The 12460-nt window shown below is 56.7% G+C and carries 14 protein-coding genes; 6 read left to right on the plus strand and 8 right to left on the minus strand.

Going from position 1 to position 12460, the window contains the following annotated elements; all coding sequences use genetic code 11:
- The first annotated feature begins 37 nt into the window (after positions 1-37).
- Positions 38-310: an excisionase gene (locus tag GNG29_RS13680; RefSeq protein WP_032611896.1), complete on the plus strand. Its 273-nt coding sequence runs from the start codon at positions 38-40 to the stop codon at positions 308-310.
- Positions 279-1364 (plus strand): tyrosine-type recombinase/integrase, encoded by a 1086-nt coding sequence (locus GNG29_RS13685; protein WP_156654751.1) that lies wholly within the window; start codon positions 279-281, stop codon positions 1362-1364. Before GNG29_RS13680 ends, GNG29_RS13685 begins: the two co-directional genes overlap by 32 nt.
- A gap of 320 nt (positions 1365-1684) precedes the next feature.
- Here the strand turns inward: GNG29_RS13685 and GNG29_RS13690 are convergent, their stop codons facing one another.
- The 3 genes from GNG29_RS13690 to yobA are packed head-to-tail and all read right to left on the minus strand — an operon-like array spanning position 1685 to position 3277.
- Positions 1685-2023, minus strand: a complete 339-nt coding sequence (locus GNG29_RS13690; protein ID WP_103180045.1) for a YebY family protein — start codon at positions 2021-2023, stop codon at positions 1685-1687.
- A 14-nt stretch (positions 2024-2037) separates the two neighbouring features.
- The gene (gene copD, locus GNG29_RS13695) at positions 2038-2910 is read right to left on the minus strand and encodes a copper homeostasis membrane protein CopD (protein WP_156654752.1); all 873 of its coding nucleotides are present in this window, start codon (positions 2908-2910) and stop codon (positions 2038-2040) included.
- Position 2911: 1 nt separating this feature from the next.
- Positions 2912-3277: a CopC domain-containing protein YobA gene (gene yobA / locus GNG29_RS13700; protein ID WP_103180047.1), complete on the minus strand. Its 366-nt coding sequence runs from the start codon at positions 3275-3277 to the stop codon at positions 2912-2914.
- A 136-nt stretch (positions 3278-3413) separates the two neighbouring features.
- Here yobA and GNG29_RS13705 point away from each other — a divergent pair, with 136 nt between their 5' ends.
- The 3 genes from GNG29_RS13705 to exoX all read left to right on the plus strand — a co-directional run bounded on the left by GNG29_RS13705 (position 3414) and on the right by exoX (position 5095).
- On the plus strand, positions 3414-3644 hold the full coding sequence (locus GNG29_RS13705; protein WP_103180048.1) for a DNA polymerase III subunit theta: 231 nt from the start codon (positions 3414-3416) through the stop codon (positions 3642-3644).
- Positions 3645-3751: 107 nt separating this feature from the next.
- Entirely contained in the window at positions 3752-4408 is a 657-nt protein-coding gene (locus GNG29_RS13710; protein ID WP_103181103.1) for a nitrilase-related carbon-nitrogen hydrolase, read from the plus strand.
- Between the two features lie 24 nt (positions 4409-4432).
- Positions 4433-5095: an exodeoxyribonuclease X gene (exoX, locus tag GNG29_RS13715; RefSeq protein WP_103180049.1), complete on the plus strand. Its 663-nt coding sequence runs from the start codon at positions 4433-4435 to the stop codon at positions 5093-5095.
- Here exoX and ptrB read toward each other — a convergent pair.
- From ptrB to yebF, 3 genes are all read right to left on the minus strand, one after another.
- On the minus strand, positions 5077-7158 hold the full coding sequence (gene ptrB / locus GNG29_RS13720; RefSeq protein ID WP_156654753.1) for an oligopeptidase B: 2082 nt from the start codon (positions 7156-7158) through the stop codon (positions 5077-5079). The genes exoX and ptrB overlap by 19 nt on opposite strands.
- Before the next feature lie 90 nt (positions 7159-7248).
- Complete coding sequence (locus tag GNG29_RS13725) at positions 7249-7896, minus strand: tellurite resistance TerB family protein (protein ID WP_156654754.1); 648 nt, start codon at positions 7894-7896, stop codon at positions 7249-7251.
- Between the two features lie 87 nt (positions 7897-7983).
- Positions 7984-8331, minus strand: a complete 348-nt coding sequence (gene yebF, locus GNG29_RS13730; RefSeq protein WP_103180052.1) for a protein YebF — start codon at positions 8329-8331, stop codon at positions 7984-7986.
- A 148-nt stretch (positions 8332-8479) separates the two neighbouring features.
- Here yebF and purT point away from each other — a divergent pair, with 148 nt between their 5' ends.
- On the plus strand, positions 8480-9658 hold the full coding sequence (gene purT / locus GNG29_RS13735; RefSeq protein WP_103180053.1) for a formate-dependent phosphoribosylglycinamide formyltransferase: 1179 nt from the start codon (positions 8480-8482) through the stop codon (positions 9656-9658).
- A 105-nt stretch (positions 9659-9763) separates the two neighbouring features.
- Here the strand turns inward: purT and GNG29_RS13740 are convergent, their stop codons facing one another.
- Both GNG29_RS13740 and edd read right to left on the minus strand, forming a co-directional pair.
- On the minus strand, positions 9764-10405 hold the full coding sequence (locus tag GNG29_RS13740) for a bifunctional 4-hydroxy-2-oxoglutarate aldolase/2-dehydro-3-deoxy-phosphogluconate aldolase (protein ID WP_039030817.1): 642 nt from the start codon (positions 10403-10405) through the stop codon (positions 9764-9766).
- A 39-nt stretch (positions 10406-10444) separates the two neighbouring features.
- Positions 10445-12256 carry a phosphogluconate dehydratase gene (edd, locus tag GNG29_RS13745; protein WP_103180054.1) on the minus strand — a complete coding sequence of 604 codons (1812 nt, stop codon included), beginning with the start codon at positions 12254-12256 and terminating at the stop codon, positions 10445-10447.
- Between the last annotated feature and the right edge of the window lie 204 nt (positions 12257-12460).

The raw sequence follows: 12460 nt of genomic DNA on the forward strand, positions 1-12460 counted from the left end.
GCAACTTTATAATGAGTTGTCGGAAGCAGGAGGTTATATGGCCAAGCTTCTAAATTTACTGGAATGGGCAGACCTGACTTATTCAAAGCCGCCTTCCCTTTCCACTCTGCGCCGCTGGGCACGAGAGGGCCGCATTTACCCTGCGCCCGAACTGCACGGAAAAGAATATAAGGTTCAGCAAGACGCCACCTATGTGGATCCGAGCAAAAAGAACCTGCGGCAAAAACCGAAACACCTGAAGCTGCCAGCTGGCGGCACCTTACTGGAGAGACTGACTCATGGCGAAAAGGCCAGTTCGTTACGACGCTAATCTGCCCCGTAACCTGACCTATCGCAAAAGAGACAGGCTTTATAGCTGGCGAAATCCGACAACCGGCCAGGAAATTTCTCTTGGCCGGATCGACAGAAAAGACGCCGTCGCCCAGGCGATCGAAGCCAACAACTATATCGACCAGAATTACCTTCCGTCCTCCCTTCTGGACCGTATTAAAGACGCGCCTACTTTTACTGTGTCGGCGTGGCTTGAGCGTTACGAGGTGATTCTGGAACGAAGAGAGCTAAAGCCGAATACGATGAAGGTCAGGCGAAACCAGATCGCCACTATTAATGATGAGTTTGGCCGCACGCCACTTTCGTCAGTCAGCACTAAAGACATCTCGAATTTTCTGGAGTCATACATCCTCTGCGACAAGAAGAGCATGGCAGCCGGTTTGCGTTCGGTACTCCTGGACATATTCAGGGAGGCAATCGTGGAGGGACATATAGAAAGGAACCCGGCGGAACCGACACGAACGCCGACGCCGAAGGTTAAACGAGAGCGTTTACTGCTCGAGCATTTCCTGGCGATAAGAGAAGCGGCTCTCACACATTCGGAATGGCTGCCCAATGCGTGCGATCTTGCTCTGGTGTCTGGACAGCGCCGCGAAGATATTACGCTTTTCCGGTTCAGTGATGTAAAAAACGGGAGATTGTTTATTACTCAGGAAAAGACCGGGCACAAGCTGGCGCTTCCACTCGATCTGAGACTAGAAGCAGTAGGGCTGGAGTTGGGAGAAGTGATCGAGCGGTGTAAGGTGAATAATCCATCAGATTTTATGATCTATTCTCCCGTACGGCGGGGAGGCAGAAAACCGGGTCCATTAACTCCAGATGGATTAACCCAGGCTTTTGCAGACGTTCGTGATGCGACTGCCTTAAAATTTGGCCCTAACCCTCCCCCGTACCATGAGATCAGGAGCTTGGCGACCAGAATGTATGAAAGAGAGCGCGGAGAGGAATTTACCCAGAGATTACTTGGTCACAAAAATATCGCCATGACAAAAAAATACCTGGACGCACGCGGTGCAGAGTATGTTATGGTTTAAACAGGATATGGACATTTCGAGTAATTTTCGTGGGATTTCGTGAGGACGCCGAAAAAACCTATAGAAAACAAAGACATAAAAAGAGACCGAATACGATTCCTGTATTCGGTCCAGGGAAATGGCTCTTGGGAGAGAGCCGTGCGCTAAAAGTTGGCATTAATGCAGGCTAAGTCGCCTTGCACTTTAAGAATAGATGACGACGCCAGGTTTTCCAGTCCGCAGCAAAAGTGGCCTGAAAAAAAGCGTTAGTCTCTCCTTAAACATAAAAACCGCAATGCTTCCGAAGAGAAGCCTGCGGTTTTTTTATTGGAAGCGGGAAGCTAGCAGAGCGTCTTCGCGCGCTCGATAAATGGCGCCAGGCTCATCTTTTGCCCCGGGTTTGCCGGATCGTCAATCTGAATAACCGAGATGGGCTGGCCGTTGCTTTTACCGCTGTCGACCTGCTGCTGCGCCACGTCGTTCAGGGGATACTGCACCAGGGTGCTGGGGTTAATGGCATAGAGCGCGTGTCCCGGACGGCAGGTCAGCATCACCTCTTCACGGTTGAACGCCCATTTGTCTTTACCCACTTCGAACCGGCTGACGGTGATCACCTGCGGAGCTGCCAGTGCCGCGCCGGAGCAGGCCAGCAATAAGAAAGAAAGTACTGTTTTTTTCATTGTATTCCACCTCGTCAGAAGGGTTCCCAGGTCGCGAACAGGCTGACTGCCGCCAGCACCAGCGCCCCCAGCACAACCTCACTCTGCGTCATCCTGATAAAATAGCGTTGCTCGCGTCCGTCGCCAGAACGAAACCGCGGCACCAGAACATACCGATTCACCAGGGCAATTACCACCATCATTACCACCAGCGCACATTTCACCAACAGCATTTTCCCCCAGGCCGAGTGCCACGGCAGCACCCACCCCTGGATCAGTACAATATTTGCCATTCCGGTGAGGAGCACCCCCGCCACCGCCAGATGCCCGTAGCGCGAGAAGCGCATCATGGTGTGAACGGCGGCTCGCCGCCAGCGTCCACGGGACAGGCGCAGGCAAAACAGCAGCGGCGGCAGGCCCCCCAGCCAGCCTGCGGCACATAAAAGATGCAGGCCATGGTTGCTGCGCTGCATCAGGCCCGTTATCCCATCATGCAACGCCGCATGCCCGGTTCCTGCCAGCAGGAAAAACTGCGCAGCGGTAAAGAACAGCATCAGCAGCATGGTTTTTCCCGGCTGCATCCAGGCGACCCAGAGTGTAATCAGGGCCAGGATCATCTGCCATAACCAGATCCGTCCAAAATGGGTCGTGAGTACCGCCTGCCAGATAGATGGGCTGACCACATCTGGCCAGCCGTTACCCATCATCCCGCCCTGTAGCGCCAGCATCATCAGCGCCGCGAGCAGGCTGATAAACGCGATTTTTTTTTGCTGGCCGCGAAAGCGACGCACCATCAGCCGCCGCAGCGCAACGGGCGCCAGCCATGCACCGTACAGGGCATTGCCAAACAGCACCATCAGGGCAGCAAAATGCGCGAAGCGCAGCGTAACGTAGCAGAACGCCAGCATCTTACTTCACGCTAAAACGATAGCTGCCCTCGGTCTTATGACCATCTACGGAGACCACATGCCACTTCACCTGATAAGTACCCGCCGTCAGTGAAGAGGTCATCGGCACGATCAGCTGGGTCGGGTCTTTCTCGTTGCGTTTTACCGCCCCGAGTGCGACGGGCTGCTGTTTATCATCGGTGAGGGTGACGCCGCTAAAACGGGGTTCGATCCCCTCGGAGAAGTTCAGGGTCAACGCCTGAGGCGCCGCATCTACAGCAGCGTCTGCCGCGGGATATTGATGCTGTAAATGAGCATGAGCAAAAACAATGGGTGTCGTGAGCGTCGCCAGCAGCAACGTCAGGGTGCAGGTAAGGTGTTTAGTCATCACATATATTCCTTTTTGTTATGCCTGATTACCAGAGGATAACGCTGTATAATGGTCCAGTCGAGGATCATCCTGCCCGGGCTTGTCAACGCCCCGCCGTTTGGGTAACGTTGGCCCGCAAATGAAGGAGACGGTAATGCATATTAATCTCGCCACCCTCCCCCAGGAGGAGATGGACAAAGTGAATGTTGATTTGGCGGCCGCAGGTGTGGCGTTCAAAGAGCGCTATAACATGCCGGTGATCGCCGAAGTGGTGGAGCGTGAGCAACCGTCGCACCTGCGTGACTGGTTTCGGGAGCGCCTGATTGCCCATCGATTAAACTCCGTCAACCTCTCACGCCTGCCGTGGGAGCCAAAAGTTAAGTAAGCTTAACCAGCGTTACATTTCCTTACACCGTTTATGCCAGGATAGAAATCCATGTTATATTCATGGACTTTATGAATCTCTGCGACTCGGTGTATAAGGAAATCACGATGTCTCACTGGAATATTGCTGCCGCACAGTACCGCCTGAACCATCACCGCGTTGATGAACACATCGCGCATCACCTGCGTTTTATCTCCGCCGCCTCGAAGCTTGAGTGCAATTTAGTGCTTTTCCCGGAGCTCTCTTTAACGGGCCCTGCCCTGCCCGATGGCCAGCTTCCTGCCCCGCCCGACAGCCATCAGCTGGCGCCGCTTGTTGATGCCGCCTGCGCCCATAACGTCTCGGTGATTGCCGGAACGACCGTAGAAGTGAGGGGAGAGCGCCAGCCTGGCCTGGCCTGGTTTACCCCGGACCAGCCTGATGCCGCCCTTTATCCCCATGGCGCAGGGGCCTGCCTGGAGAGCAGGCATGGTGGTCTGAGTATCGTTGATTCTCACCCCGATTTGCCCAATATCGCTCCCGATGCCGCCCTGTTTACCCGCGGCATGGCGGTAAGTGAAACAGGCTGGTCAGCCACCTTTTCCCAGCTACAGCGTTTTGCCCATCGCTATGCTATCGCCGTATTGATGGCGAACCGTGATGGCGGGAGCGCGCTGTGGGATGCCCGTGGGCAATTAATCGTCCGCGCCGATCGGGGTGAGCTATTATTGACCGGGCGCTTTGTTGAGCAGGGTTGGCAAGGTGATATCATTCCATTACGCTAAGCCTTTTACGGCCAGGAGAGAGCCATGCTACGTGTCATCGACACCGAAACCTGTGACCTGCAGGGGGGGATTGTGGAAGTGGCATCTGTCGACGTTGTGAACGGGCAGATCGTCAATCCACGCAGCCATCTGGTACGTCCGGATCGCCCCATCAGCCCGCAGGCGATGGCTATCCACCGCATCACCGAGGCGATGGTCGCCGATAAACCCTGGATTGAAGAGGTGATCCCGCAGTACCACGGGAGCGCCTGGTATGTGGCGCACAATGCCAGCTTCGATCGCCGTGTACTGCCCGAGATGCCCGGGGAGTGGATCTGCACCATGAAGCTGGCGCGGCGCTTATGGCCGGGCATTAAATACAGCAATATGGCGCTCTACAAATCGCGCAAACTGAGCGTCCGGACGCCGGAAGGGCTGCACCACCACCGGGCCCTGTATGACTGCTACATCACCGCCGCGTTGCTGATCGATATCATGAACACCACCGGCTGGACGCCGGATGAGATGGCCGACATCACCGGACGCCCGGCGCTGCTGACCACCTTTACCTTCGGCAAATACCGCGGCAAAGCGGTGGCGGAAGTGGCAGACAAGGATCCGGGCTATCTCCGTTGGCTGTACAATAACCTCGACAGGATGAGTCCCGAGCTGCGTCTGACGCTGAAGCACTATCTGGGCGGATCCTGATCGACCTCTGCCGCCTGGCTGGTTAACGTCTCCTGGGCCAGGCCAACCAGAAAGGCATACTCCAGGGCCACCCCTTCGTAGGATTTGAAGCGACCGGATTTCCCGCCGTGCCCGGCATCCATATCGGTGCAGAGCAGCAGTAAATTATTGTCGGTCTTCATTTCCCGCAGCTTCGCCACCCACTTCGCTGGCTCCCAGTACTGAACCTGGGAGTCATGTAAACCGGTGGTAACCAGCATGTGAGGATAGGCTTTCGCGCCAACGTTATCGTAGGGGCTGTAACCTTTCATGTAGCGATAGTAGGTCTCATCCTGGGGATTGCCCCACTCTTCATATTCACCAATGGTCAGCGGGATAGATTCGTCCAGCATGGTGGTCAGGACATCCACAAAGGGCACCTGCGCTATCACCCCTTTAAAGAGTCCTGGACGTTCGTTAATCACGGTGCCCATCAGCATGCCGCCCGCGCTGCCGCCCATGGCAAAGCACTGTTTGCGATCGCCATAGCCCAGCTCCAGCAGTCCCTCGCAGACATCCAGGTAGTCATTGAAGGTGTTTTTCTTTTTCAGGAATTTGCCATCTTCGTACCATTTTTGCCCCAGCTCGCCGCCGCCGCGGATATGGGCGATGGCGAAGACAAACCCCCGGTCGAGCAGGCTCAGGCGGCTACCGCTGAAATCCGCGTCAATACTGGAGCCATACGAGCCATAGCCGTAGATGAGGATCGGGTTTTTACCTTTGCGAAAATGGTGCTTGTGATAGACCAGCGAGACGGGCACTTCGGTGCCGTCGCGGGCGACAATCCATACGTGCTCGCTGCGATAAAGATCGGCATTAAACCCTTTCACCTCAGCCTGCTTCAGCACCCGGCGCTGCCCGGTGTCCATGTCCAGTTCAAACAGGGTGTCCGGGGTGGTCATGGAGGAGTAACCGTAACGCAGGCGCGACGTTTCCGGCTCGGGGTTATAGCCAATCCAGGTGACATAGGCGGGATCGTCGAAGGCGATGCCAATCACTTCGCGGGTTTTACGGTTGATTTGCCGCAGGCTGGTGAGCCCGCGCTGGCGCTCTTCAACCACCAGCCAGTCGGTAAAGAGGGTGAAGCCTTCCAGCATCACCTGATCCCGCGGCGGGATCAGCACTTCCCATTTGCGTTCATCTCGTACCTTGGTCTTGTAGAGGCCAAAGTTTTTCCCCTCCCGGTTGGAGCGCAAATAGAAGGTGTGCTGGAAGTGATCGAGGCTGTACTCATGATCCTTGCGACGCGGCATAAAGCACAGCGGCTGAGCGTCCGGCAGCTCGGGGTCAAGCAGCAGCACCTCAGTAGTGGTGGCGCTGGCGAGAAAAATAATCACATAGTGTTTGGAGGTGGTTTTATGCAGGCTGACGTAAAAGGTTTCGTCTTTCTCCTCATATACCAGTTCATCACTTCTCGATGAAGTACCGACCGTATGCCGCCAGACCTGATAAGGATGCAGGGTAGTGGCGTGCTTTTTAATGTAGTAGACGGTTTCAGAGTCGTTGGCCCAGATAAAGTCGGGTGAAACGTTATCGAGCATCTCCGGATACCAGTTGCCGGTCTCCAGATTGCGGAAACGCAAACCATACTGTCGTCGGGAGAGGTAATCTTCCGCCAGCGCCATGATGGCGTTATCCGGCGATACCGCCATGCCGCCCAGGGTATAAAACTCGCTGTGCGCCGCACGCTGGTTGGCGTCCAGCAGCGTCTCCCACTCTTCCCACTCGGCGCAAAGTACCGACTGGCGCTGGTAGATGGCATATTCGTTTCCGGGCTCATAAATGTGCCGGTAACGATAGCCATTTCGACTCCAGGGGGCCGAGACGTCACGCTGCGGGACGCGCTCAACCATTTCGCTGAGCAGACGATCCTGCAGCGCCTGCTGCGTCGCCATGATCCTTCGGCCATAGTCGTTTTCCTCGTGGAGGTAGTCCAGCACCTCCGGCTTGGAGCGGGTATCGTCGCGCAACCAGTAATAGTTGTCGATACGCGTGTCACCGTGCATGGTGAGAGCGTGCGGTATGCGTTGGGCTTTAGGTGGCATGGCGTTATGATTCTTCTACGTTTAACACCCTATAAGGTTGGCAAAACATGCGCACGATGCAAGCGAAACGGCTCCGCAAGGCGTAAAAAACTAGCCGGGGAGCGCTTGTTTTTGCTGGCGAATATCCTGCTCGATCCCTTCCCGCACGTCTGCCGGGATTTTCAGCGCATCGCCCAGCGCATTAAGATAGCTGCGCTCCATAAAGTGATCGATATCGATAGCCGCACAGCTCAGGAAGTAAAGTTCGAGAGCCTCCTCTTCATTCTGGATCCCCTGGGCCAGACGTGCAGGATCGAGCGGCTCCTCGATAGCACGTGCCACCAGCGCCCTGCCCTGTTCTTCCACGCCCGCTTCGCGCAACTGCTGCTCGATGGCCGCCCGCTCTTTATCGTCGATGTGCCCGTCACTCTTTGCGGCAAAGACCAGCGCCAGGATCAGCCTTTCGCTGCGCACGTCCAGCGGCGACGCCTGCTGGCCAAACTGCGGCTCGCCCTGATGCGCGCTGCGAATCTTCTCTTTGTACTTGTTCCAGAGCACGGTACCGGCAACGGCACCGCCCCCGGCAAGCAGCGCGCCGGTGCCATATTTGCTCAGTAATTTACGCGAGGATTTATTCGCTACCAGTAATCCGGCCAGGCCGCCAAGCGCACCCGGCGTCAGCAGTTTGCTCAGGCCTTCACCGGATGACGACCCTTTCTGCCCGAGCAGAGACTGTAATTGATTCAGCCAGTTTGACATGTTTACCCTCACTTAACGGTGGATGAATTTCACAGCGTAAGCGAGGGGATGTCAGGAAATGTCTATGGCGACAAAAGAAGCGAAAATTCACCTCTTCGACGACTGATACTGCGCGCTACCCGCTTTACAGTCGATCTTCACCTGATAATGGATATCGGTGTTTTTGCCTCGCACCGTCAGCGGTACCGTCCAGCGATCTTTCTCGCCTTTCACCTGCTTAGGGTTGATCCAGGCCACCGGATCGGCCTGTCCCAGGGTTTTCTGATCGTCCGCCCAGCGCACGATGCGGTTTTGCAGATAATCCCGCTTCACGCTGGCGGCAATACCTTCGGCATTCTGCCCTTCGCAGGTGGGAAATTTCACGGTTTTCTCCTCTGCGGCCTGCGCCGTCAGGCTGGCGGCCAGCAGTGCTATCGCTACCCCTGTTTTTTTCATCATGCTCTCCTGTTTTGGTTCAACAAAAGCATGGTCGAAAAATGCCGCGATGCAAATAAACCTCCGTCAGCGCGACAGATTTTCGCAACACAAGACAGACGCAAACGTTTTCGTTTATACTGCGCGCAACTTTTTCAGGGGAATCATTATGACTCGTTTAGGAACTGCGCTGCGTCCGGCAGCAACGCGTGTGATGCTGCTGGGCTCAGGTGAACTGGGTAAAGAGGTGGCCATTGAGTGCCAGCGTTTAGGTATCGAAGTGATCGCCGTTGATCGTTATGCCGATGCGCCAGCGATGCACGTTGCGCATCGTGCCCACGTCATTAATATGCTCGACGGCGATGCCCTGCGCGCCCTGATCAATGAAGAAAAACCGCACTTCGTGGTGCCGGAAATCGAAGCCATCGCCACCGATACCCTACTGGCGCTGGAAGCCGAAGGCCAGCGCGTGGTGCCCTGCGCCCGCGCTGCGAAGCTGACCATGAACCGGGAGGGTATCCGGCGTCTGGCGGCGGAAGAGCTCTCCCTGCCCACCTCACGCTATCGTTTCGCCGACAGCAAAGATGATTTTTTGCAGGCTGTCGCTGACATTGGCTACCCGTGCATCATTAAACCGGTGATGAGCTCCTCCGGTAAAGGACAGAGCTTTGTGCGCAGCGCCGAACAGCTGGATAACGCCTGGGATTACGCCCAACAGGGAGGGCGCGCCGGAGCCGGACGCGTGATCGTCGAGGGTGTGGTGCAGTTTGACTTTGAGATCACCCTGCTGACCGTCAGCGCCGTGGATGGGGTCCACTTCTGCGATCCGATTGGTCATCGCCAGGAAGATGGCGACTACCGTGAATCCTGGCAGCCGCAGCAGATGAGCCCGCTGGCCCGGGCGCGCGCCGAAGAGATCTCCCGTAAAGTGGTGCTGGCGCTGGGCGGCCATGGGCTGTTTGGCGTGGAGCTGTTCGTCTGCGGCGACGAGGTCATCTTCAGCGAGGTCTCCCCTCGCCCGCACGACACCGGTATGGTGACCTTAATTTCGCAGGATCTCTCCGAGTTTGCCCTGCACGTTCGCGCTTTCCTTGGTCTGCCGGTTGGCGGCGTGCGTCAGTATGGCCCGGCAGCGTCGGCGGTGATCCTCCCGCAGCTGACCAGCCAGAACGTCACTTTCGATAATGTCGATGCCGCGGTGGGCGCTGGCCTGCAGCTGCGTCTGTTTGGTAAGCCAGAAATTGACGGCTCGCGTCGTCTGGGCGTGGCGCTGGCGACGGGCGACAGCGTGGAAGAGGCCGTTGAGCGGGCGAAAACCGCGGCCGCCAGCGTGCAGGTAGCAGGATAAAAAAAACGGGCCGATTGGCCCGTTTTTGTATGGCATTTGACGTTTATCGTAGGCCGGGTAAGGCGAAACCGCCACCCGGCAAAAAACGCGCACAATACCTGAATCTTACTGCTGCGCGCCTTCTACCGCTTCGCGCGCCAGCTTAGTGATGCGATCCCAGTCGCCCGCTTCCATGGCATCCGCCGGCACCAGCCAGGAGCCACCGATGCACAGCACGCTTTTCAGCGCCAGGTAGTCACGGTAGTTCGCCGGAGAGATACCGCCAGTCGGGCAGAAACGGACGTTCGCGAACGGACCTGCGATAGCCTGCAGCGCTTTGGTGCCGCCGTTCGCTTCCGCCGGGAAGAATTTGAACTCCTGCAGACCGTAGTCCAGACCCAGCATCAGTTCAGACACGGTGCTGATGCCCGGGATCAGAGGAATGGAGCCTTCGGTTGCGGCTTTCAGCAGAGGCTCGGTCAGGCCCGGGCTGATGGCGAACTGCGCACCGGCTTCGGTAACCTCAGCCAGCTGCTGCGGATTCAGTACGGTACCCGCACCGATGATCGCTTCCGGCACTTCTTTGGCGATGGCGCGAATAGCATCCATTGCACAGGCAGTACGCAGCGTGACTTCCAGTACGCGTACACCGCCCGCAACCAGCGCTTTCGCCATCGGGACTGCGTGTTCCAGCTTATTGATCACGATAACCGGCACTACCGGGCCAGTTTTCAGGATTGCTTCTGCACTTGTATTCCAGTTTTTCATCAGAGTTTTTCTCTCGCCAGATCGATAATTCTTGTCGTCTTAAAACGTAATACAGGTCGCGCCCTGTTCTGCACCCGAGAGGTTCTCGCGTAACGCGCTGAACATTTCGCGTCCCGTTCCCACGCGCGATGCGCTCAGGTCAGGAATATGCGGCTTACGTGCGGCCAGGACCGCCTCATCCACCAGTAAGGTCAACTCGCCTGTCTGACCATTAACGCGGATGATGTCGCCATCGTACACTTTCGCCAGCAGTCCACCGTCGTAAGCTTCCGGGGTGACATGAATAGCGGAAGGCACTTTACCCGATGCACCGGAGAGGCGTCCATCGGTAACTAATGCAATTTTGAAACAGCGGTCCAATAATACACCAAGTGGCGGCATTAGTTTATGTAATTCTGGCATTCCGTTCGCTTTTGGACCCTGATGACGGACAACAACGACGCAATCTTTGTCCAGCAGACCGGCTTCAAAAGCCGGCAGAACATCATGCTGGCTTTCGAAAACCACTGCCGGGGCTTCAATGATCTGGTTTTCCACCGGCACCGCGGAGGTCTTCATCACCGCCCGGCCCAGGTTGCCGGTCAGTACTTTGGTGCCGCCGTGGTGGGAGAAAGGCTTGTCGAAGGTGGCGATGACGCTGTCATCCAGCGAGGCCTGGGCGCCTTCACGCCAGTCCAGCTCGCCCTCGTTCAGCCACGGCTCCAGGGTGTAACGCTGCAGGCCGAAACCGGCCACAGTGTTGACATCTTCATGCAGCAAGCCGCCCTTCAGCAGCTCGCGCATCAGCACCGGTACACCGCCCGCCGCCTGGAAGTGGTTGATATCGGCCGGACCATTTGGGTAAAGACGGGTCAACAGCGGAACCACTTCAGACAGATCGGAGAAATCATCCCAGTTGATCTGGATCCCGGCGGCACGCGCCATCGCCACCATATGCATGGTGTGGTTAGTGGAACCGCCCGTCGCCAGCAGGGCCACGATACCGTTCACCACCACTTTTTCATCCACCATTTTACCGAGCGGCATCCACTCGTTGCCGTTACCGGTCAGGCGGGTCACCTGACGGGCAGCGGCCGCGGTCAGCGCTTCGCGCAGCGGAGCATCCGGATGGACGAACGACGAGCCCGGCAGCTGCATCCCCATAAACTCCACCACCATCTGGTTAGTGTTGGCGGTGCCGTAGAAGGTACAGGTCCCCGGTGCATGGTAAGAGGCAGCCTCGGATTCCAGCAGCGCCATGCGGTCAACTTTGCCTTCGGCGTAAAGCTGACGAATACGGACTTTCTCTTTATTGGCGAGACCACTGGCCATTGGGCCTGACGGCACAAACAGCGCAGGCAGATGACCAAACGACAGCGCCGCCATGGTCAGGCCCGGGACAATCTTGTCGCACACGCCGAGGTAGAGCGCGCCGTCAAACATGTTATGCGACAGACCAACCGCCGTGGACATGGCGATCACTTCGCGGCTCAGCAGCGACAGCTCCATGCCATCCTGCCCCTGAGTCACGCCGTCGCACATGGCGGGCACGCCTCCCGCTACCTGGCCTACCGCGTTGGCCTGATGCAGCGCCTTGCGGATGATATCCGGGTAGGTCTCATAGGGCTGGTGTGCCGAGAGCATGTCGTTATAGGAGGTGATGATCGCGATATTGTTACGCAGCATACTTTTCAGCGAGGCTTTATCTTCCGGCTTACAGGCGGCAAAACCGTGCGCCAGGTTGCCGCAGGCCAGCTGCGATCGATGGACCGTATCGGACTTCGCCTGCTGGATGCGCGCAAGGTAGGCAGAACGGGTCTGTTTCGAACGCTCAATAATGCGCTGTGTTACCCGTAACAATGTCGAATTCATAGAAGCTCCTGTCATTTATCTGTCCGCGCTCTGGAATTAACAAAGTGTTTAGCAGGCGATAACATCGCTGAAACGCTTGATTGCCGGAGCCCTGGGGCAAAATCGCTGCTGGCAGTGTAATAAAAAAAGCCCCGGGTGGAAATCCACCCGGGGCTTAAATGATTAAAAATTGCACGTTGGTCTGAGCCAGATCATGTTACCGGT

The sequence above is a fragment of the Leclercia sp. Colony189 genome, assembly GCF_009740165.1.
Taxonomy (GTDB): Bacteria; Pseudomonadota; Gammaproteobacteria; order Enterobacterales; family Enterobacteriaceae; genus Enterobacter.

Coding starts and splice junctions, on each gene's coding strand:
- ptrB (WP_156654753.1), bottom strand. CDS start 7,158: ATGCCACCTAAAGCCCAACGCATACCGCACGCTCTCACCATGCACGGT.
- GNG29_RS13680 (WP_032611896.1), top strand. CDS start 38: ATGGCCAAGCTTCTAAATTTACTGGAATGGGCAGACCTGACTTATTCA.
- GNG29_RS13705 (WP_103180048.1), top strand. CDS start 3,414: ATGCATATTAATCTCGCCACCCTCCCCCAGGAGGAGATGGACAAAGTG.
- yobA (WP_103180047.1), bottom strand. CDS start 3,277: ATGACTAAACACCTTACCTGCACCCTGACGTTGCTGCTGGCGACGCTC.
- GNG29_RS13725 (WP_156654754.1), bottom strand. CDS start 7,896: ATGTCAAACTGGCTGAATCAATTACAGTCTCTGCTCGGGCAGAAAGGG.
- GNG29_RS13710 (WP_103181103.1), top strand. CDS start 3,752: ATGTCTCACTGGAATATTGCTGCCGCACAGTACCGCCTGAACCATCAC.
- GNG29_RS13690 (WP_103180045.1), bottom strand. CDS start 2,023: ATGAAAAAAACAGTACTTTCTTTCTTATTGCTGGCCTGCTCCGGCGCG.
- purT (WP_103180053.1), top strand. CDS start 8,480: ATGACTCGTTTAGGAACTGCGCTGCGTCCGGCAGCAACGCGTGTGATG.
- yebF (WP_103180052.1), bottom strand. CDS start 8,331: ATGAAAAAAACAGGGGTAGCGATAGCACTGCTGGCCGCCAGCCTGACG.
- edd (WP_103180054.1), bottom strand. CDS start 12,256: ATGAATTCGACATTGTTACGGGTAACACAGCGCATTATTGAGCGTTCG.
- exoX (WP_103180049.1), top strand. CDS start 4,433: ATGCTACGTGTCATCGACACCGAAACCTGTGACCTGCAGGGGGGGATT.
- GNG29_RS13685 (WP_156654751.1), top strand. CDS start 279: ATGGCGAAAAGGCCAGTTCGTTACGACGCTAATCTGCCCCGTAACCTG.
- copD (WP_156654752.1), bottom strand. CDS start 2,910: ATGCTGGCGTTCTGCTACGTTACGCTGCGCTTCGCGCATTTTGCTGCC.
- GNG29_RS13740 (WP_039030817.1), bottom strand. CDS start 10,405: ATGAAAAACTGGAATACAAGTGCAGAAGCAATCCTGAAAACTGGCCCG.